19 protein-coding genes are annotated in these 19,925 nt (G+C 50.9%); 10 read left to right on the top strand and 9 right to left on the bottom strand.

The features are described 5' to 3' along the window. Nucleotides 1-127: 127 nt before the first annotated feature. The 6 genes from I2D83_RS11275 to sodC are packed head-to-tail and all read left to right on the top strand — an operon-like array spanning nt 128 to nt 5,133. Nucleotides 128-607 (top strand): nuclear transport factor 2 family protein, encoded by a 480-nt coding sequence (locus tag I2D83_RS11275; protein ID WP_205946521.1) that lies wholly within the window; start codon nt 128-130, stop codon nt 605-607. Continuing rightward, nucleotides 604-1,320: an SDR family NAD(P)-dependent oxidoreductase gene (locus tag I2D83_RS11280; RefSeq protein ID WP_205946522.1), complete on the top strand. Its 717-nt coding sequence runs from the start codon at nt 604-606 to the stop codon at nt 1,318-1,320. Before I2D83_RS11275 ends, I2D83_RS11280 begins: the two co-directional genes overlap by 4 nt. Before the next feature lie 19 nt (nt 1,321-1,339). Then, a complete protein-coding gene (locus tag I2D83_RS11285; RefSeq protein ID WP_205946523.1) occupies nt 1,340-2,608 on the top strand; it encodes an NAD(P)/FAD-dependent oxidoreductase in 1,269 nt (422 codons plus the stop codon). Beyond that, the gene (locus tag I2D83_RS11290; RefSeq protein ID WP_182100260.1) at nt 2,601-3,326 is read left to right on the top strand and encodes a DUF1365 domain-containing protein; all 726 of its coding nucleotides are present in this window, start codon (nt 2,601-2,603) and stop codon (nt 3,324-3,326) included. The genes I2D83_RS11285 and I2D83_RS11290 overlap by 8 nt, the downstream gene beginning before the upstream one ends. Next, a complete protein-coding gene (locus I2D83_RS11295) occupies nt 3,323-4,552 on the top strand; it encodes an SAM-dependent methyltransferase (RefSeq protein ID WP_205946524.1) in 1,230 nt (409 codons plus the stop codon). The genes I2D83_RS11290 and I2D83_RS11295 overlap by 4 nt, the downstream gene beginning before the upstream one ends. 56 nt (nt 4,553-4,608) lie before the next feature. Beyond that, the gene (gene sodC / locus I2D83_RS11300) at nt 4,609-5,133 is read left to right on the top strand and encodes a superoxide dismutase family protein (RefSeq protein WP_205946525.1); all 525 of its coding nucleotides are present in this window, start codon (nt 4,609-4,611) and stop codon (nt 5,131-5,133) included. Nucleotides 5,134-5,188: 55 nt separating this feature from the next. Here sodC and I2D83_RS11305 read toward each other — a convergent pair whose 3' ends face one another. Next, nucleotides 5,189-6,508 (bottom strand): ABC transporter substrate-binding protein, encoded by a 1,320-nt coding sequence (locus I2D83_RS11305; protein ID WP_181828559.1) that lies wholly within the window; start codon nt 6,506-6,508, stop codon nt 5,189-5,191. Nucleotides 6,509-6,628: 120 nt separating this feature from the next. Then, nucleotides 6,629-7,924 (bottom strand): Gfo/Idh/MocA family oxidoreductase, encoded by a 1,296-nt coding sequence (locus I2D83_RS11310; RefSeq protein WP_205946526.1) that lies wholly within the window; start codon nt 7,922-7,924, stop codon nt 6,629-6,631. 506 nt (nt 7,925-8,430) lie between these two features. Between I2D83_RS11310 and ogt the strand changes: the two genes are divergently transcribed. The 3 genes from ogt (at nt 8,431) to uspE (ending at nt 11,136) form a co-directional block, all read left to right on the top strand. Continuing rightward, a complete protein-coding gene (ogt, locus tag I2D83_RS11315; protein ID WP_181828561.1) occupies nt 8,431-8,964 on the top strand; it encodes a methylated-DNA--[protein]-cysteine S-methyltransferase in 534 nt (177 codons plus the stop codon). 286 nt (nt 8,965-9,250) lie between these two features. Continuing rightward, complete coding sequence (fnr, locus tag I2D83_RS11320) at nt 9,251-9,997, top strand: fumarate/nitrate reduction transcriptional regulator Fnr (RefSeq protein ID WP_010274971.1); 747 nt, start codon at nt 9,251-9,253, stop codon at nt 9,995-9,997. 188 nt (nt 9,998-10,185) lie between these two features. Next, the gene (gene uspE, locus I2D83_RS11325) at nt 10,186-11,136 is read left to right on the top strand and encodes a universal stress protein UspE (protein ID WP_015840337.1); all 951 of its coding nucleotides are present in this window, start codon (nt 10,186-10,188) and stop codon (nt 11,134-11,136) included. 134 nt (nt 11,137-11,270) lie between these two features. On the opposite strand, the gene pntB is transcribed toward uspE, so the two are convergent. After that, on the bottom strand, nt 11,271-12,659 hold the full coding sequence (gene pntB, locus I2D83_RS11330; RefSeq protein ID WP_180778974.1) for a Re/Si-specific NAD(P)(+) transhydrogenase subunit beta: 1,389 nt from the start codon (nt 12,657-12,659) through the stop codon (nt 11,271-11,273). Nucleotides 12,660-12,669: 10 nt separating this feature from the next. Further along, on the bottom strand, nt 12,670-14,199 hold the full coding sequence (gene pntA / locus I2D83_RS11335) for a Re/Si-specific NAD(P)(+) transhydrogenase subunit alpha (RefSeq protein WP_015840339.1): 1,530 nt from the start codon (nt 14,197-14,199) through the stop codon (nt 12,670-12,672). Between the two features lie 583 nt (nt 14,200-14,782). On the opposite strand from pntA, the gene ydgH reads away from it, so the two are divergent. Beyond that, the gene (gene ydgH / locus I2D83_RS11340) at nt 14,783-15,736 is read left to right on the top strand and encodes a DUF1471 family protein YdgH (RefSeq protein WP_181846775.1); all 954 of its coding nucleotides are present in this window, start codon (nt 14,783-14,785) and stop codon (nt 15,734-15,736) included. 107 nt (nt 15,737-15,843) lie between these two features. On the opposite strand, the gene kdsA is transcribed toward ydgH, so the two are convergent. The 5 genes from kdsA to prfA all read right to left on the bottom strand — a co-directional run bounded on the left by kdsA (nt 15,844) and on the right by prfA (nt 19,920). Beyond that, nucleotides 15,844-16,698 carry a 3-deoxy-8-phosphooctulonate synthase gene (gene kdsA, locus I2D83_RS11345; protein WP_181846776.1) on the bottom strand — a complete coding sequence of 285 codons (855 nt, stop codon included), beginning with the start codon at nt 16,696-16,698 and terminating at the stop codon, nt 15,844-15,846. A 75-nt stretch (nt 16,699-16,773) separates the two neighbouring features. Next, nucleotides 16,774-17,583: an invasion regulator SirB1 gene (gene sirB1, locus I2D83_RS11350; RefSeq protein ID WP_180778978.1), complete on the bottom strand. Its 810-nt coding sequence runs from the start codon at nt 17,581-17,583 to the stop codon at nt 16,774-16,776. Between the two features lie 2 nt (nt 17,584-17,585). Next, nucleotides 17,586-17,987 (bottom strand): SirB2 family protein, encoded by a 402-nt coding sequence (locus tag I2D83_RS11355; RefSeq protein ID WP_181846778.1) that lies wholly within the window; start codon nt 17,985-17,987, stop codon nt 17,586-17,588. Between the two features lie 5 nt (nt 17,988-17,992). Then, nucleotides 17,993-18,838 (bottom strand): peptide chain release factor N(5)-glutamine methyltransferase, encoded by an 846-nt coding sequence (prmC, locus tag I2D83_RS11360; RefSeq protein ID WP_181828565.1) that lies wholly within the window; start codon nt 18,836-18,838, stop codon nt 17,993-17,995. Then, nucleotides 18,838-19,920 carry a peptide chain release factor 1 gene (prfA, locus tag I2D83_RS11365; protein ID WP_015840345.1) on the bottom strand — a complete coding sequence of 361 codons (1,083 nt, stop codon included), beginning with the start codon at nt 19,918-19,920 and terminating at the stop codon, nt 18,838-18,840. Before prfA ends, prmC begins: the two co-directional genes overlap by 1 nt. Nucleotides 19,921-19,925 lie beyond the last annotated feature (5 nt).

A 19,925-nucleotide genomic window follows, 5' to 3' on the forward strand; every position in this document is an offset into this window, starting at 1 on the left:
ATCTTATTTGACGAACGATGGATTCAATCTATACCTAAGTTGATGACTTTCAATTAATAAGCGTTGAGTTCCTCTATCTGTTAGCCATTTCCATCGTGTGGAATGGGTGACCTTAACAGGAGTGGTTATGACGATAGAAAAAGCGCGCGAGGAAGACGGCATCTCGGTAGAAAATGGTGAATATGAGCCTATTATTTTGAAAATAAAGGCATTCTATCGCGAACTGACAAACGAAGGGTTAACGACACTGGGTGATATCTACCATCAGGATATTCATTTCATCGATCCCGTTTCCAGCCATCATGGGCTCAGTGCCTTGCACAGTTACTTTTCTCATTCACTCGAAAATCTGAGCTATTGTCAGTTCGATATCAGCGATATCCACACCTTTCGCGGCGGTGCAACGATGTTCTGGACAATGCACTATGCCCATCCGTCGCTAAAGCATAATGCGCCGTTGACGCTAGCAGGCTGTAGCCACCTGCTCTTTGCTGACGACAGAGTTATCTACCACCGTGATTATTACGACATGGGCGCAATGCTTTATCAGCATGTTCCCTTGCTGGGTTCGTTAATCCATTATCTAAAATCGAGGCTTCAGGCATGAAGCGCGTGTTGATTACCGGTGCCAGCTCTGGAATCGGTCAGCAACTGGCACTGGATTATGCCCGAGACGGCTGGGGCGTCCTCGCCTGCGGGCGTGACGAACAGCGGCTCCATGCGTTGACTGTTGCCTTTCCAGCCATTCGTACAATGGCATTTGATATGACGAACCTGGCCGAGACGCAGCAGGCATTAGGCGGTGTTACCGCCGATCTGGTGATTCTTTGCGCGGGGACCTGTGAATATCTGGATAACGGTGTCGTTGAAGCGGAAAAAGTCAGTCGGGTGCTAACAACCAACGTAATCGGCCCGGTGAATTGTCTGTCAGTGCTATTGCCACAGCTTGCGAACGGTAGCCATCTGGCGTTGGTGGGGTCGACCGCCAGCCTTGTTGCACTGCCAAGAGCAGAAGCCTATGGCGCGTCAAAAGCGGCACTGGCCTATTTTGCCCGCAGTCTGTCGCTGGATTTGCAAGCGCGTGATATCACCGTATCGCTGATCCTGCCCGGTTTTGTCGATACGCCACTGACTGCACGCAATGACTTCCCGATGCCGATGCTGATTTCTGTGTCACACGCTGCGGAGGCAATTCGTCGCGGGCTGGCAAAGAGAAAACGCGAGATCGCCTTCCCTCTGCGCTTTGCGCTGTTGCTCAAATGCGTTTCTGTGCTTCCACAATCGTGGCAACGTTTCCTCACCAGCCGGTTAGTAAGGTAAAAGGTAAAAGGTAAACAGTATGAAGATTGCCATTATTGGCAGCGGCATTTCCGGCCTAACCTGCGCACTCAAATTATCGGATCGCTTTCAGGTCTCGGTATTTGAAGCGAACGATTATTTGGGTGGCCACACGGCAACGGTCGATGTGGTTCATGATGGCGTTACCTATGCCATCGATACGGGATTTATTGTCTATAACGAGCGGACCTATCCCCATTTTATTGCACTATTGGACGAACTGGGGTTAACCGGCCAACCCACAGAAATGAGCTTCTCGGTGAGTAATCCGGTTTCGGGTCTGGAATATAACGGGCATACGTTAAACACGCTGTTCGCCCAGCGCGGCAACCTATTTCGCCTCAGTTTCTATCGTTTCGTTGCGGAGATTGTGCGCTTTAACCGCGTGTGCAAGCGGTATCTTGCCAACGGCGATTATCAGGGGCTGACGCTAAGCCATTTATTGCAGCAGGAAAAATTCTCACCATTTTTTGCCCAGCACTATCTTTTGCCGATGGGTGCAGCGATCTGGTCGTCGTCGCTTGAGGATATGCGACATTTTCCTCTGTCGCTTTTCCTGACCTTCTTTAACCATCATGGGCTACTGGATTTGGTCAACCGTCCTCAGTGGATGGTGGTACCTGGCGGTTCACGGGAATATGTACGGCGTATCGCAGAACGTATCCACGATCGCGCGACGATCCATCTCCACACGCCAGTCAGTCAGGTAACGCGGGATGACGCAGGTGTTACCGTGCATACCGCCGCGCAGGCTTATCGGTTCGATCAGGTTATTTTCGCCTGCCATTCCGATCAGACGCTGGCGTTACTGGATACGAGCACGCCCGATGAGCAGCGCATCCTCGGCGGCATCAGCTATCAGCCTAACCACGTCATTTTGCATACCGACACTCACCTTCTTCCCCATAACCGGCGGGCATGGGCGAGTTGGAATTATCGTCTGCCGGTCGATCAGGCGTTTAGCCGTGCACGTGCCTCCGTCACCTACAATATGAACATCCTGCAAGGTATTCGCTCATCGACCACGTTCTGTGTCTCGCTGAACCCTCAGCAGGATATCGACCCGAATAAAATATTGTATCGCACGATTTATCATCACCCGGTCTTTACTCAGCAGACCACAGAGCACCAACAACAGCGTGAGCGTATTAATGGGCACAACCGCAGCTGGTTTTGTGGTGCCTATTGGTACAACGGCTTTCACGAAGATGGCGTAAAAAGCGCGCTGGATGTCGTTAGCCAACTTCACCAGAGCGTGCAATATGAATAGTGCGCTGTATGTGGGTAAGGTTCGCCATCGACGCTTCACGCCCGTTACGCATCGCTTTGACTATGCGCTATTCATGACGTTAATCGATTTAGATGAAATTCCCGCCTTGCCACACGTGGGTATCGCCCTGGAGCGTTTTGCTCCTGCGTCATTTTGTCGCGGTGATTATCTGGGCGGTGGCGATATCAAAACCAAGGCACAGGATCGGATTGCGGAACTGACTGGGGAACGCCTCACGGGGAAAGTGTTGTTGCTGTGCCAACTGCGCTATCTGGGCTGCTATTTCAACCCGGTCAATTTCTATTATTTGTACGATGAGCATAACGAACTACGCTGGTTATTGGCAGAGGTGCGTAATACTCCGTGGAACGAACGCCATACTTATGCCGTCGTCCCCGATGGTTCTACGCCTGTCGCCAAAGCGTTTCATGTGTCGCCTTTTAACCCGATGGATATGGTGTACCACTGGCGGCTCACACCACCCGTCGATCGTCTGAGGATCCACATCGAGAATCACAGACAAGGACGCGAGTTTGATGCCACGCTGCTGTTGCACCGTCAGCCGCTCACTCGCGCCGCCCTGCGCGCTCAGCTTTGGTCTCTGCCGTTAATGACGATGAAAACCGCCTGCACCATATATTGGCAGGCTTTGAAACTGTGGATTAAACGCTCGCCCGTTTATCCCCATCCGCAGTCTGGAAAGAAGGATACCTCATGAGCTCAACGCAAACACAGGTGGTTCGTCACCCGAGCAATATCACTCGCTATACCCGAGCCCGAAAAGTGCTATTTCTCCTGCTTAGCCGAATAGAAGGCGGAGGATTACGTCTTCGTGAACCCGAAGGCCATGAAACGTTATTCGGGGATCGGCACGCGCCCCTGCAAGGCGAAATCACGATACACCATCATCGCGTTTATCGCCGGGTATTGCTGGGAGGAAGTATCGCAGCTGGAGAAAGTTATATCGATGGGGACTGGAGCGCCACGAACCTCACGCCCGTTCTCCAGCTTCTGGCGCAAAATCAGGCGCTGATCGATACGCTTGAAACGCGTTTTGGCTGGTTGATAGCGCCACTTCATCGGTTTATCCACTGGTGCCGCCGTAATCGGCCACAGCAGGCGCAGAAAAATATCGCCGCCCATTACGACCTGGGCAACCACTTTTACCGTAGCTTTCTCGATAGCGAAATGCACTACTCCAGCGCCTGGTATCAGCACCCCGACATGACGCTGGAAGAAGCACAGCAAGCCAAGTTGCGTCGCCTCTGCGAACAGCTGGCACTGCGCGAAACGGATCATTTACTGGAAATTGGCACTGGCTGGGGAGGATTAGCCGAACTGGCCGCACGTGAGTATGGTTGCCATGTCACCACGACCACGTTGTCACAACAGCAGTATGATTACGCCGTTGAGCGCATTCAGCAGGCAGGACTAAGCCATAAGGTGACGGTGCTGTTGCAGGATTATCGTACTTTGACGGGTCAATACGACAAGTTGGTGTCGGTCGAAATGATCGAGGCAGTCGGCAAAGCCTATTTACCCACCTTCTTCAAGCGCTGCCAGCAATTGCTGCGTCCACAAGGCCGCATGGTGCTTCAGGCCATCACAATTGCCGACCAGCGTTACAGTCGCTACTGCCGCAATGTGGATTTTATCCAACGCTACATTTTCCCTGGCGGTTTTCTACCCTCAATTACCGCGATGACCACCACCATGACACGGCATACCGACTTTATCACTCGCGATCTGTTTGATATCGGTCAGGATTATGCCAGAACGCTCAGCGAATGGCGGCAGCGCTTTTATCAGCAGTGGCATACGCTGAATACGCAGGGCTTTGATGAATCTTTCCAGCGCCTGTGGGTGTTTTACCTTTGCTATTGTGAAGCAGGCTTTCGCGCACGCACCATCAGCACGGTACAGCTCACCGCGGAAAGGCCATGAGTAAAAAGCATCGCGGTCGTCCTTTCTTTACACTCAACCCTAAGAGGCAAAAGACAATGAAACTGAAGGCACTCATCCTGACAGGCGTGTTCTTTTCCTGTTCCACCTTCGCAGCCAGCACCACAGTGACGCTGAATGAGGCGCTGCCAACGGGCGCTGGCAGCAGTATCGGTGAGGTATCCATTACGGAAACACCGTACGGCCTGCTTTTCACGCCGAACTTGAAAGGACTGGAAGCGGGTATTCACGGGTTCCACGTGCATGAAAACGCCAGCTGTGAACCTGCCGAGCAGGATGGTAAACCAGTTCCTGCGCTAGCAGCGGGCGGCCATCTCGACCCGAAAAAAACCGGTAAACACCTTGGGCCTTATGACGATCAGGGACATTTGGGTGATTTGCCCGGTCTGGTTGTGAATGCCGATGGCACAGCAACCTATCCTATTCTGGCTCCGAGGATAAAATCATTATCTGAGGTGAAAAATCACGCGTTGATGGTTCACGTCGGCGGGGATAACTATGCTGATACGCCGGCAAAACTGGGCGGCGGCGGTGCCAGAATGGCGTGTGGTGTGATTAAGTAAGGTATCGCACTCCGAGCGTGCGATGCCATACGGCATCGCACATTAACCACGGTGGCTATCGAATCGCACGTTTTAATATGCGGTTAGCGCCGTTGAGGAAGTCATCGGCCACCTTATTCACCTCTCCGTTACCGTAATCCAGTTTTTGCAGACTGGTCGTCCACAGCTGAACCAGCTCCTGATTTTCCATAAACGGTGAAACAGGCACCTTAGAGGCAGGTTGTTCCGCCGCGGCGCGATAGGCATTTGCTAACAGGTTACCGGGATTGATCACGCCAATATCTTCCAGCAATTTTTGTGCCTTCGGATTAGCGGGCATCCCGTTTTGCAGCCCAAGCGCTTTCACGCCTTCAGGATTACTGAGCATGAAACTCATCAGCATCGCTGCTTCTTTAGGGTGCTTACTGTTCTTGCTGATCGCAAACAGCGAAGACGGTTTACTCGTCAGCCCTGAATCTTTGGCGTTTGGCATGGTGATGAACGGCCCGGTTTCCAGCACCACCTCTTTCGGCATATTGCTGGAATAGGTGTAGATGGCCGAATCCCACAGGTACATACCGGCTAACTCACCGTTAATCCACGGACGAATCTCATAGACATTAGTGCGCCCGAACGACGAGAAATAGCGCTGGTCGGGGATCACATGGGAATCAACCAGCTTTTTATAAAAGCCGAAGAGTTCACGCACCTGATCGCGGCTGTAGGCGATACTCTGCTTCTTCTCATCAATGAGGTCGATACCGTATTTCTGTGCCATGTAGCTACGGCCGAGTGTGAGGATATCCAACACATCACTTGCACCCTGGGCAACGCCAAGCGGGTAATAATTGTCGCCCAGTTTTTGTTTAAATACCGGACCGGCAGCAAACAGTTCGTCCCAGGTTTTCGGGTAGGCAACACCCGCTTTGTCCCAGGTGGCTTTGTTGTAAATCATGCTGCGGGACGTCATCGAAATCGGAAGACCTTGCAGCTTCCCTTTGACATCCGAGGTTTGCAGGTAGTTAGGCGGGAAATCTCCCAGCGTCAGAATCTCTTTTTGCTTATTCAAATCATAAAAGCCGTCGCCATTGCGGGAAAACTGCGGCAGCCAGTTCCAGTCAATACGAATAACATCCGGTTCCTGCCCGCCAGCCATCTGGGTTGACAGGCGGGAAAGATAGCCGTCCCAACCGGCGTATTCGGCTTTGACGGTAATGGTCGGATTGGCTTTCTGAAACGCGTTAATCGCCGCGAGTGTCGCCTCGTGCCGTTGGTTGCCGCCCCACCAGGAGATGCGGATCTCGGCAGCATCAGCAGAATGAGAAAATGTCGCGCCGAAAGGAAGCGCAGCACAGAGCAGGAGTAGGTGAGATAATGTGTTCCGTGTTTTCGCCATAATAAAACCCTTATAATAGTATTCGGAGGTTTCCACCTGTCTGCCGATATGCAGGCAGGCAGACAGGTACTACGGATGCGGAAGCGTTTTCTGCCTGCAATATTCAGGCAGATACTCTGATTAATTCCCTCTTTTCAGGTTAACGGCCAGTTCGCTTATTTTCACTGGCAGTTCGGTGCGTAATGATCGATTGGCCGCAATGCCGGTTAGAATAGACATCGCCCCATCACGATAATCTGCTGCACGATGTAATGGATCGGGTTCCGGTGTACCAAACAGATCGTTTAACATGACCTGATCGCCGCCGCCATGTCCGCCGGCTTTAAATTCAACGGGCACGACATAAGGCTCATCAAACATCGGATAGATCTTTATTTCACATTCATTCAGCACACCTTCATCCTCTTTTTGTCCGCCTCCGTTTACGTAAGATTTTTCCACCAGCTTCATTTCCAACCGGCCCTTGCTGCCATTAAATACTACGTTCAGCCCTTCCCAGGGCAAATACGCGTTGAGTGAGTACGTCATAATGGCTTTGCTCTTATAACGCACCATTACACCCAGTACATCTTCAATATTAATTCCGTCATCGAACACGCTTTTATCGCGGTAATAGCCATCTTCATGTTCGGCATCTAAATATAATGCGGTGAGCTGTTCGCTTTGATTCATATGTAATGCAAACGGATCGTTTTCTGCCGCCGCGCTATTATGTGAACGTGAATAAAATTCTGTAACCCCGCGTGCTTCGGCATTCGCTTTGCCGTAAAAACGCAAATCCCCTTGCGCATAGACCGTTTCCGGTTCGCTATTCAGCCAGAAATTCACCAGGTCAAAATGGTGTGTGGACTTGTGCACCAACAGCCCACCACTGTTGCGCTTGTCACGGTGCCAACGACGGAAATAATCGGCCCCATGCTCAGTATTCAACAGCCACTCAAAATGAACCGAATAAACTTCGCCAATCACCCCTGCGGCGATCAGTTCACGGACTTTGCTGTGATGCGGAGCGTAGCGGTAATTAAAGGTCACCCGTAATTTACGGCCGGTACGGTTAATCGCATCGATAATCGCCTGACATTTCTCTTCATCGATCGTCATCGGCTTTTCACTGATGACATCACAGCCTAATTCCATTGCACGGATAATATAATGATGATGCGTCCGGTCCAGCGATGTCACAATAACCACATCGGGTTTGGTTTCCGCGATCATCTGCTCGAACTGTTCGGCGCGATATGTCGGCACATTATCGTGTCCATATTTATGGACAATCTGGTTGGCGTAATTCATTCGGGTCTGGTTTGTATCGCAAAACGCAACAAACAACCCCTGATCCTGATAATCCCTGGCAATTGACTCCAAATAAAGGCCTGCGCGGCCCCCCGTTCCCACAACGGCATATTTCTTTTTCATTCTGCGCATTTCCTCCAAATAACGTCGGGCACATAGCTATTCGTACATAAAACGCCTGTGCCATAAAAAATAGAGCATACCAACATCGTTCACCTTCATATTATTGCCATGCGAGGGTGTTATCTGGCAGTAGGATAAAGATTGACATGCTCCATCTCTCATAAATACAAATTGAATATTTACTATATTACTGTTTGATTTTATTGGTAATGTTAGATGCAATTTATCCCACACACCTCACACTGCATGCGCATCGTTCTTCCTAAGTGCTCATGCGCCAACAGAATTCTCCCCACATAGCGTAGCCCGTTCATGCAAAGCCCTGCGATTCTTGCCAGGTTGAGATGCCGAAGCGACACGGGGTTACGATCGTGATGGTTTTCTCTTTTCTCACCTCCCTGCGTGACATACCTCGCATTTTATTTTCAATCCACCTGAGGATGCCGGATAATCGGCACGTAACTAATGAGAGAAGCAAGAAAGCGACACGCGCGTAAGGAATCACTATGCAGACTTTTTTTCAGGACACCATGGCAACGCCGCTCGGGGAGTTATTGATTATTGCTGATGAAAATAATCATTTGCGTGCCGTCGAGTGGCGCGAGTATGAAGACGATTTATTTCGCTCGCTCAATCGTAGTTATCGAAATGATCCCTTTTCGTTGCAGGCGCGTCATAATCCCGGCGGTCTGACAGACAGTCTGCAACGCTATTTTGAGGGTGAATTAACGATTATTGATACGCTGCCTGTGGCTTCCATAGGGACTGAATTTCAACAGCAAGTCTGGCGGGAATTACGCCGCATTCCCTGCGGAGAAATTACCACGTATGGTGAACTCGCGACGCTGTTGGGACGCACTGGGGCAGCACGCGCGGTCGGCATGGCAAACGGCTCAAACCCAGTCAGCATCGTGGTTCCGTGCCATCGCGTCATCGGTACTGGCGGTGCGTTGACGGGCTATGCTGGCGGCATTCACCGTAAACAATGGCTGTTAGCTCATGAAGGGTATTTACCTCAACAGCTATTTACACTTGACTGAATAGCTTACCGTTATAATTTTTTGCGCTTCCGAAACGCAGAAATGACCTGCCGAATTGCTTATCGCCGTAAGCAATTCGGATTAATCAATGTGTTAACCGTTCGGTAACGTAATGGAAAAAAATATTATCTCCGACGGGCCTTATATATCGGAATATTTTCCAGCAAAATCGAAAAATTATAGTTAGTTCACTATTTATTGGCCTATTCCAGTGATTGCCGCTCTTATCACAGCCGATAAAAGCTGTTAAAATTGACCAATATCAATTATTGCCTGAGCAAAGCCTATGATCCCGGAAAAGCGAATTATTCGACGCATCCAGTCTGGCGGTTGTGCAATCCACTGTCAGGATTGCAGTATCAGTCAGCTATGCATCCCTTTCACCCTGAATGAACACGAGCTCGATCAGCTCGACAACATCATTGAAAGGAAGAAGCCTATCCAGAAGGGGCAAGCGCTGTTTAAAGCAGGCGATGAACTGAGATCGCTGTACGCCATTCGCTCTGGGACGATAAAAAGCTATACCATTACGGAGCAAGGCGACGAGCAGATCACCGGTTTTCATCTTGCAGGCGATTTGGTGGGCTTTGATGCTATCGGTACCGCTCAGCATCCGAGTTTCGCTCAGGCGCTGGAAACGTCAATGGTCTGCGAAATTCCGTTCGAGACGCTGGACGATCTCTCCGGGAAAATGCCTAACCTGCGCCAACAGATGATGCGCCTGATGAGCGGCGAAATCCGTGGCGATCAAGACATGATTCTGCTGCTGTCGAAGAAGAATGCTGAAGAACGTCTGGCAGCGTTTGTCTACAACCTCTCCCGTCGTTTTGCTCAGCGTGGTTTCTCTCCACGTGAGTTCCGCCTGACCATGACGCGTGGTGATATCGGCAACTATCTGGGGCTGACCGTTGAAACCATCAGCCGTCTGCTGGGGCGTTTCCAGAAAAGCGGCACGCTGGCGGTAAAAGGGAAATACATCACGATCGAGAATCTTGATGCGCTTTCTGAATTAGCCGGCTCATCACGTAAATAATCGTTACTGCCTAACTCGTTGACGCTGCCACTTTTTCTACCGTAGCAGCGTCAACACCTTTCCCCTTCCCGCCTCATCCGTGATATTTCCTATTTTGTTATTCTGCTGCGTATCTCTGTTGTCCAAAACGATTCCATTGCGGTACTCTTGATTAACAGGCTGTGGAGTAACAGCTGTTTGGAGGAGCTATGGCAAAGTATCAGAACTTACTGGTAGCTATTGACCCAAATCAGGATGACCAACCAGCGCTGCGTCGGGCGGTTTACCTGGTTCAGCGACTTGGCGGCCGCATCAAGGCATTTCTGCCGATTTATGATTTCTCTTATGAAATGACAACCCTGCTTTCTCCCGATGAAAGGGTGGAAATGCGTCAGGGCGTTATCCAGCAGCGGACAGAGTGGATTGCCGAACAGTGCAAATACTACATTGAAGCGGGCGTTCCCATCGAAATCAAAGTGGTATGGCACAATAAGCCCTTTGAAGCCATCATTCGGGAAGTAATTTCCGGCCAGCACGACCTGTTGTTGAAAATGGCACATCAGCACGATCGGCTGGAAGCCGTCATCTTTACGCCAACCGACTGGCAATTGCTGCGCAAATGCCCTTGCCCTGTGTGGATGGTAAAAGATCAACCCTGGCCAACCGAAGGTCGAGCGTTGGTTGCCGTCAATTTGGCTAGCGAAGACCCTTATCACGATCCGCTCAATATTAAACTGGTATCGGAAACGCTGGAGCTGGCGAAGCAGGTTGACCAGACCGAAGTTCATCTGGTTGGTGCTTATCCCATTACCCCCATCAATATTGCCATTGAACTGCCTGATTTCGATCCCAGCGTCTACAACGACGCGATTCGCGGGCAACACCTTATCGCGATGAAATCGCTACGGCAGAAATTCGGTCTGGATGAACGTGTGACGCACGTAGAAAAAGGCCTGCCAGAAGAAGTGATTCCCGACCTTGCCGAACATTTGCAGGCCGGTGTCGTGGTATTGGGGTCACTGGGCAGAACTGGCCTTTCCGCTGCTTTTATCGGAAATACCGTCGAGCATGTCATCGATCACCTGAAATGTGATCTGCTTGCGATCAAGCCCGATGATTTCGTGTCACCGCTGACGTTGGAAGACGGCGATAACAGCTGATTTCTTGTTTTACTTTATTCGAACCACCTAATGCCAGCCTCTCAGCGCTGGCATTATTTTTTTGCAGCGGACAAACGATAAGACGCAAAAAAGGGGCGATATTCGCCCCTTTCGTTTTCTACGTTCTGTCACGCTTACAGCGCTTTCAGAATCGCCTCAACGCTGTCTTTGGCATCGCCAAACAGCATTTGTGTGTTCTCTTTAAAGAACAGCGGGTTCTGCACGCCAGCGTAGCCGGTATTCATGGAACGTTTGAACACGATAACATTCTGCGCTTTCCACACTTCCAACACTGGCATGCCTGCGATTGGGCTATGTGGATCTTCCTGCGCTGCCGGGTTAACGGTGTCATTCGCGCCAATGACCAGCACGACATCGGTATCGGTGAAATCGTCATTAATTTCATCCATTTCCAATACGATGTCGTAAGGCACTTTCGCTTCAGCCAACAGCACGTTCATATGGCCAGGCAAACGCCCTGCCACCGGGTGGATACCAAAGCGAACGTTGATACCGCGCGCGCGCAGCTTTGCGGTGATGTCATGCACAGGGTACTGCGCCTGCGCCACAGCCATACCGTATCCCGGCGTGATGATGACTGAGGTTGAGTTCTTGAGCAAATCAGCCACGTCTTCCGCTGAAGCCTCACGATATTCCCCGACCTCTTCGCTCTCACTGGAGGAAACGCCGTCCGTACCAAAACCACCGGCAATGACGCTGATGAAAGAGCGGTTCATCGCTTTACACATGATGTAAGACAGAATCGCACCTGAAGAACCTACCAGAGCACCCGTCACGATCAGCAGGTCATTGCTCAGCATAAAGCCTGCTGCCGCTGCCGCCCAACCGGAGTAGGAGTTCAGCATAGAGACAACGACTGGCATGTCAGCACCGCCAATCGATGCAACCAGATGCCAACCAAACACCAGTGCAATGGCCGTCATCAGAATCAACGCCAGCACCTGCAGCGCTACACTGCCCGTATTGACGAAAACCAGAAGCAGCAGGAAGGACACAACCAACGCCGCCAGATTCATTTTATGGCGATGAGGCAGCATCAACGGCTTGGAAGAGATCTTGCCGCGCAGCTTACCGAATGCGATAACCGAACCCGTGAAGGTCACCGCACCGATGAAGATACCCAGGAAGACTTCCGTCAAATGGATATTGACCATCACCGGATCGGTGATTTCGCCGTGATCGAGGAAACTGTTAAAGCCAACCAGCACCGCAGCCAGACCCACAAAACTGTGAAGAATAGCGACCAGCTCTGGCATTTCAGTCATTTCAACCTTACGCGCCAGATAAATACCGATTGATCCACCGATCACCATCGCAACGATGATCCAGCCAACGTTGCCAGAATCCGGTCCCAGAATCGTCGCGATCAGCGCAAGCGCCATCCCGCTGATACCGAAAATGTTCCCTTGTTGCGACGTTTCGTGCTTGGACAACCCGGCCAAACTGAAAATAAAGAGAATTGCGGCAACAATGTATGCAGCAGTTACTAATCCACCAGACATGTGTTACCCCTTAGTTTTTACGGAACATTTTCAGCATGCGCTGAGTCACGGTGAAACCACCGAAAATATTGATGCTGGCGATCAGTACGGCAATGAATGAGAAGAACGACACCCATCCGCCGTGGCCGATCTGCAACAATGCTCCGACAACGATAATGCCTGATATCGCATTAGTGACTGACATCAATGGCGTGTGCAATGCGTGACTGACATTCCAGACCACGTAGTACCCCACCACGCAGGACAGTGCAAAAACGGTAAAGTGAGACAGGAACTCTTTCGGTGCGGCATCAGCCAGCCAGCCAAACAGCAGAATAGCAATCGCGAGGAACGCGTATTTCTTCCACGGCGATGTCGGTTTGGCTTCTTCCTTCACCACGGCAGCGGCAGGTTTTGCCTGCTGTGGCTGCGCTGATACTTGAATTGGCGGTGCCGGCCAGGTGATTTCACCCTCTTTAATGACAGTCACGCCGCGAATAACGGTATCGTCAAAATCGACGTCGATTTCGCCGTTTTTCTCTTTGCAGAGCAATTTCAGCAGGTTAACCAGGTTTGTGCCGTAAAGCTGTGAGGACTGCGTCGGCAGACGGCTGGGTAAATCGGTATAACCGATAATTTTGACGCCGTTTTCCGTCACGGTGACGCGATCGGCCACGGTCAGTTCGCAGTTTCCGCCCGTTTGCGCGGCTAAATCAACAATCACGCTGCCGGGCTTCATGCTCAGCACCATTTCTTTGGTGATCAGTCGCGGTGCCGGTTTTCCGGGAATCAGTGCGGTAGTGACGATAATGTCGACTTCTTTCGCCTGTGCAGCAAACAGTTCCATTTCGGCTTTGATAAAGGCTTCAGACATGACCTTGGCATAGCCGTCACCGCTGCCCGCTTCTTCTTCAAAGTCGAGTTCGAGGAACTCGGCCCCCATGCTCTTAACCTGCTCTTTTACTTCAGGGCGGGTATCAAAAGCACGAACGATAGCACCTAAGCTACCTGCTGCGCCGATCGCGGCCAAACCGGCTACACCTGCGCCGATAATCATCACTTTGGCAGGAGGAACTTTACCTGCAGCGGTAATTTGCCCGGTAAAGAAGCGACCAAACTCGTGGGCTGCTTCAACAATAGCGCGATAGCCAGCAATGTTGGCCATCGAGCTGAGCGCATCGAGTGACTGCGCGCGTGAAATACGTGGCACGGAATCCATGGCCATTACCGTCACCTGACGGGCTGCCAGTTTTTCCAGCAGTGCCGGGTTTTGCGCGGGCCAGATAAAGCTGACAACCGTACTGCCCGCACGGGTCAGCTCGATTTCGTCATCCTGCGGCGCATTCACCTTCAGGACGATATCGGATTGCCAGACTTCCGAACTGTCAACAATCGACGCGCCAGCTTCTTCATATGCCGCATCGTCAAAACTTGCCAGTTTTCCCGCTTCACGTTCTATCGAGACCGTAAAACCCAGTTTCAACAGCTGTTCAACCGTTTTCGGCGTCGCTGCTACACGGGCTTCATTGGCCAACCGCTCTCTTGGTACACCAATACGCATACTGATACCCTTTTCGCTTATTTTTAACGAAGGTTATTATTCTCACCCTACTCTGTTATACGAATTCGCCGAGACCTGCTGCACCCTGTATCCCCGCATTCACGCGGTAGGAAGAGGGTCTTATCATCTTCTTGCCACACGCTTTTTTTGGGGCGTCTCACTGTAGGCGAACTCATTTATAACGTACTGAAAATGTGATCGATGATCCATAAATAAAATGAATTTCACAGAAAAGCCGAGTTATCACAGGTTATGCCAGCCTTTCTTGGTCGAAAATCATGCTCTTCTCTGCCTTTTGTAGCATTATTACAGAAGTATTTTTCGGTGCTGTTTCACAAAAATGGTGTGTTACAAGGTTGTTAATGCGATAAATCACATAAATATCACTTATGATGGCAAAACAATCATTAACCGTTATTATTAGCACTTTTCTTGTTCAGAGCCGAAGCATTACGGCTTTTCAGCACCGCTGAAAATGCTAAAGCACAAGAATTTATTCCGTGCGATAATCAGCCCTATTCCGTTACAGGTTGATTGCTATACCTTAAATAATTCGAGTTGCAGGAAGGCGAAAGGATTTTTTATGAAGCTGAAGACTACTGTTATTGCATCTACATTGTTGTTATCACTCTCGGCATTTTCAGCGCAGGCGGCACAGGAACTGACTCCTGAGCAGGCAAAATCCCTGCAACCTTTTGAACGAATTACGTTCAAGGGGCGTTTTAATGCGATCAATGAAGCGGTTGCCGCAGCCTCAACACGAGCAGACAAGTTGGGTGCAGAGTCATTTTATGTTCAGTCTATGACGGATACTAATTCAGGCGATTCCTGGAATGTGACTGTCGATCTGTACCATAAAGATGCCCCTAAAGCGAAACAGAACGTGCAATATCGCACCGTCTACGGCGTAAAAGAATTGCCGAAAGATGCGGCTTATTTGCTAGAACCTTATGACACCGTTACGGTAAGTGGTTTATTCAGCACTCAGCCTGATCTGATCGATGCGATTGCAAAAGCGGCAAAAGAGAAAAATGCCGATTCGTTCTACATCGTGCGCCAAATCGATGTGAACTCGAATAGCGCGAATCAGAGGGCTACCGCGTTTATCTATAAAGCCGATGCGCCAAAACGCCAGCTTCAGAAACCTGATGCGATCCCTGCCGATTCTGATGCGGGTCGCGCTGCGCTGGCTGCCGGTGGTGCAGAAGCCGCGAAGGTTGAAATCCCTGGCGTTGCTTACTCGGATAGCCCTAGCCGCAGCGTGGGCAACTTCTTTGAAACGCAATCCTCGAAAGGTGGACGTTACACGGTAACGCTATCTGATGGCACTCAGATTCAGGAACTGAACAATGCTACCGCAGCGCAGATGGTGCCTTTCGACTCTATCCAGTTCCGCGGCAACTACACTAACGGCACTCAGATATCCGAAGCTGTTGCTAAACGTGCGGGCGAGAAAGGTGCCAAGTACTACCACGTCACCAGACAGTGGGAAGGTAAAGGCAACAACATGACGATAAGTGCCGATCTCTATAAATAACAGCGATTGCGCAGCGTTGTAGAAAACGACGAACGTTTATAAACACAAAAACCCGCGATATCGCGGGTTTTTTTACGTCAGTAATCAATCTTGCGGTAAATAGAAGATTACTTACTGGTATCCAGCTCCGGGAAACTTTTCACCAGATCGTCAATTGCTTTGATCTGTTGCAGGAACGGTTCCAGTTTGTCCAGCGGCAGCGCAGACGGGCCATCGCATTTTGCATTTGCAGGATCCGGGTGAGCTTCAATGAATAGCCCTGCCAGACCAACAGCCATACCGGCGCGCGCCAACTCCGTCACTTGTCCACGACGACCGCTGGACGCCGCACCAAACGGGTCGCGGCACTGTAACGCATGCGTAACGTCAAAAATCACCGGTGAACCGTTAGAAACCTGCTTCATGACATTGAAGCCGAGCATATCAACAACCAGATTGTCGTAACCGAAGTTGCTGCCGCGATCACACAGAATGACCTGATCGTTGCCGCCTTCGATGAACTTATCGACGATGTTGCCCATTTGCCCTGGGCTGACGAACTGCGGTTTTTTCACATTAATTACCGCACCCGTTTTCGCCATCGCTTCGACCAGGTCAGTTTGACGCGCCAGAAACGCAGGAAGCTGGATGACATCAACCACATCAGCAACAGGCTGCGCCTGATGTGCTTCATGCACGTCAGTGATAATTTTTACGCCAAAGGTTTGTTTCAGTTCCTGGAAGATTTTCATCCCTTCTTCCAGACCGGGACCACGGTAAGAGTGAATCGAGGAGCGGTTAGCCTTATCGAATGACGCTTTGAACACGTAAGGAATACCCAACTTCTGCGTGACCGTGACATAATGCTCACAAATACGCATCGCCAGATCGCGTGATTCAAGAACATTCATGCCGCCAAACAGCACAAAAGGCAGATTATTGGCGACGGGGATATCCCCTATCTTGACCACTTTATTCGTCATACTTTTACCTTCATGTCGGGAAATAAATTAACGCTGCATTACTGCAAAACGGGTTCTTAATGTAAGACTGTTTTTTTAATGCAAGACAATCTGTTTCTGCTCTATCGAGTGAATCTGCACTTTTATCATTTCACTCACTGGATCTTCCGGACACTGTTCAACAAAATAGTTGAGATCGGAAAGCGCAATGTGGTCGCAATCCAGTTGCGCATAAATCAGGCCGCGATCGCGAATTTCATACGGATCGTCCGGGTCAAATTGCAGCACAGCTTCGCTGGCTCTTAACGCCAGCTCCATCTGTTTTTCTTCCATCAGTGCAACTTTCAACGTATCGAGCATCTTACGCACAATCAGGACGTTTTCAGCTTCATCCAGATCTTCATCTAGCAGGCGGGTTGATGGACCGATGTTACCTTTCAACCAGACTTCCAACACATGTTCGCTCAGCGTATCGCCGTTTAACGGGTTGATCAGCCACATCTCTTCGTCGAGCCAGTCGGCACGCAGAATCAGCTGTGTTGGGAAAATGACTGGCATCAGCGGCAAACCCAGTTCATTGGCGATATGCAGGAAGATAACGCCAAGTGACACGGGCATGCCCTGACGCGATTCAAGTACCTGATCGAGCCACAGTGCATCAGACAGGCGATAAACGCCGCCCGCACCGCCGAATCCCCAGGTGTGGTAAAACAGCTCAATCAGCTTTTCAAGCTGAAGATCTTGCTCAAGATCTTCAGGAATAGCGGATCGAGCGCTCTCAACCAGCTGTTGCAGATTTTGCCGCACATCCTGAGCGGGAAAGTCGCGGCGAATAGCCTGTGAAACCAACACGACACCATCACTTAGCAGCGACTGGTTGAATTCAAAATCAGCAATAGCACTCATAATTATTCCATCAGCAACGGTGACTGAGTCAGTGCCAACAGCACGACCACACCAAAGCACATTAAAGCAGATACAAACGCCAGCCAGCGAACTTTCTGGCTACGGGGGCGTTTCCCCAAGGCGATCGCGCCAAGAAGGATATAAATAATAACGCCAAACAGTTTTTCCGTCAGCCAGCTTTGCTCGGGAGTAAACGGATAAGTATGGCTAAGCGTGATTAAACCAATACCGCTGATTAATAACAAGGTATCGTTAATATGCGGCAGGATTTTCACCCAACGCTGTTGCAGCATCGCTGATTGCCGGCACAGCCAGAAAAAACGAATAATAAACAGAGAAATACTGATGCCAACCGTTGCCAGATGCAGATATATCGTGGCTGGGTAAAGAGTTATCACGTCCATTGCTCCTAATGCGTTGGGGCATCCAACCAGCGTCCTAACGACACGCGGTCATTACCACCATAGTCCTGACAAGTTTCTATTTGTGTGAATCCGCGTGCCTGTAAAAGCTGACGTACAGCATCAGCTTGCTGCCAGCCATGTTCCAATAGCAACCAGCCACCGGCCGCTAAATAATGCGGGGCAGATTCAATAATGGTGCGTAAATCAGCCAGCCCGTTGTCGGCAGCAATCAGTGCGCTGGCCGGTTCAAAACGAACATCGCCCTGCGACAGATGCACATCATCCGCATCGATATAGGGTGGATTACTGGCGATGAGTGCAAAGCGCGTTTGATCAAGCGGTGAATACCAGCTTCCGGACAAGAAATGGGCGTTATCGAGACCCAATTGCTGGGCATTCTTTGTCGCTAACGCGACGGCATCCGATTGAACATCAACGCCCGTCACCCGGCAATCGCGCCGCTCACTGGCCAGCGCCAGCGCGATCGCTCCGGTTCCGGTACCCAAATCCAACACGGAACACGGTATTTGAGGCAAGCGCAGCAGTGCCTGTTCAACCAGGCACTCGGTATCGGGACGGGGAATCAGCGTCGCGGGCGACACAGACAGCGGCAGTGACCAGAACTCACGCTCGCCGATCAAATAGGCAATCGGTTCGCCCTGTTCGCGGCGAGCTAACAGTTCAGATAACTGCTGCTGTTCAGCCGCGCTTAGCGCTGTTTCACCAAATGCCAGCAGGAACGTACGGCGCTTGCCGGTCACAAAGCCCAGCAAAATTTCCGCATCTCGCTTCGGACTTTCTCCCGCCGCAAGCCGTGCCGTCGCAGAGATTAACCAATCCTGATAGGTCATTATTCCTGCTCGGACAGCGCGGCAAGCTGATCGGCCTGGTATTCCTGCACGACTGGCTGAATCAACGTATCCAATTTTCCTTCCATGACTTCGTCCAGGCGGTATAACGTCAGGTTAATTCGGTGATCGGTCACCCTTCCCTGTGGGAAGTTGTAGGTGCGGATGCGGTCAGAGCGATCGCCACTGCCGAGAAGGTTACGGCGGGTTGAGGCTTCTTCCTGCTGACGTTTCTGCACTTCTGCGGCACGAATACGCGCGCCCAACACTGACAGCGCTTTGGCTTTGTTCTTGTGTTGTGAACGCTCGTCCTGGCATTCCACGACAATACCCGTTGGCAAGTGAGTAATACGAATGGCCGAATCGGTGGTGTTAACGTGCTGACCGCCCGCGCCAGAAGAACGGAAGGTATCGATACGCAAATCCGCAGGGTTGATGTCCGGCAGTTCCGCTTCCGGCACTTCCGCCATCACGGCGACCGTACAGGCTGAGGTATGAATACGTCCTTGAGATTCTGTGGCAGGAACACGCTGCACGCGATGGCCGCCGGATTCAAATTTAAGCTGGCCGTACACGCCGTCGCCGGAGATTTTAGCGATAACTTCTTTATAACCGCCATGTTCGCCATCGCTGGCGCTCATCACCTCAACACGCCAGCGGCGAGACTCGGCATAACGACTGTACATACGGAACAGATCGCCGGCAAAAATCGCGGCTTCGTCGCCGCCCGTTCCTGCACGCACTTCCAGAAAACAGCCGCGTTCATCGTCGGGATCTTTCGGCAACAGCAGCACCTGAAGCTGTTGCTCCAACGCTTCAATCGTCGCTTTACCCTCTTTCAATTCTTCCTGCGCCATATCGCGCATTTCAGGATCGTCCAGCATCATTTCTGCGGTCTGCTGATCCTCTTGTGCCTGCTGCCATTGCTGGAAACAGCGAGTAATATCAGTGAGTTGAGCATATTCTCGCGACAGCGCGCGAAAACGATCCATATCAGCGATGACGCTGGGCTCACCGAGTAACGCCTGGACTTCTTCATGGCGTTCTTGTAACGCTTCCAGTTTAGCAACAATAGAAGGCTTCATGCGGG

The sequence above is a fragment of the Pectobacterium aroidearum genome, from assembly GCF_015689195.1.
Classification (GTDB): Bacteria; Pseudomonadota; Gammaproteobacteria; order Enterobacterales; family Enterobacteriaceae; genus Pectobacterium; species Pectobacterium aroidearum.

Coding starts and splice junctions, on each gene's coding strand:
- I2D83_RS11305 (WP_181828559.1), bottom strand. CDS start 6,508: ATGGCGAAAACACGGAACACATTATCTCACCTACTCCTGCTCTGTGCT.
- kdsA (WP_181846776.1), bottom strand. CDS start 16,698: ATGACGAATAAAGTGGTCAAGATAGGGGATATCCCCGTCGCCAATAAT.
- uspE (WP_015840337.1), top strand. CDS start 10,186: ATGGCAAAGTATCAGAACTTACTGGTAGCTATTGACCCAAATCAGGAT.
- I2D83_RS11310 (WP_205946526.1), bottom strand. CDS start 7,924: ATGAAAAAGAAATATGCCGTTGTGGGAACGGGGGGCCGCGCAGGCCTT.
- pntB (WP_180778974.1), bottom strand. CDS start 12,659: ATGTCTGGTGGATTAGTAACTGCTGCATACATTGTTGCCGCAATTCTC.
- prmC (WP_181828565.1), bottom strand. CDS start 18,838: ATGACCTATCAGGATTGGTTAATCTCTGCGACGGCACGGCTTGCGGCG.
- fnr (WP_010274971.1), top strand. CDS start 9,251: ATGATCCCGGAAAAGCGAATTATTCGACGCATCCAGTCTGGCGGTTGT.
- pntA (WP_015840339.1), bottom strand. CDS start 14,199: ATGCGTATTGGTGTACCAAGAGAGCGGTTGGCCAATGAAGCCCGTGTA.
- sirB1 (WP_180778978.1), bottom strand. CDS start 17,583: ATGAGTGCTATTGCTGATTTTGAATTCAACCAGTCGCTGCTAAGTGAT.
- I2D83_RS11275 (WP_205946521.1), top strand. CDS start 128: ATGACGATAGAAAAAGCGCGCGAGGAAGACGGCATCTCGGTAGAAAAT.
- I2D83_RS11290 (WP_182100260.1), top strand. CDS start 2,601: ATGAATAGTGCGCTGTATGTGGGTAAGGTTCGCCATCGACGCTTCACG.
- prfA (WP_015840345.1), bottom strand. CDS start 19,920: ATGAAGCCTTCTATTGTTGCTAAACTGGAAGCGTTACAAGAACGCCAT.
- I2D83_RS11295 (WP_205946524.1), top strand. CDS start 3,323: ATGAGCTCAACGCAAACACAGGTGGTTCGTCACCCGAGCAATATCACT.
- ogt (WP_181828561.1), top strand. CDS start 8,431: ATGCAGACTTTTTTTCAGGACACCATGGCAACGCCGCTCGGGGAGTTA.
- I2D83_RS11285 (WP_205946523.1), top strand. CDS start 1,340: ATGAAGATTGCCATTATTGGCAGCGGCATTTCCGGCCTAACCTGCGCA.
- ydgH (WP_181846775.1), top strand. CDS start 14,783: ATGAAGCTGAAGACTACTGTTATTGCATCTACATTGTTGTTATCACTC.
- sodC (WP_205946525.1), top strand. CDS start 4,609: ATGAAACTGAAGGCACTCATCCTGACAGGCGTGTTCTTTTCCTGTTCC.
- I2D83_RS11355 (WP_181846778.1), bottom strand. CDS start 17,987: ATGGACGTGATAACTCTTTACCCAGCCACGATATATCTGCATCTGGCA.
- I2D83_RS11280 (WP_205946522.1), top strand. CDS start 604: ATGAAGCGCGTGTTGATTACCGGTGCCAGCTCTGGAATCGGTCAGCAA.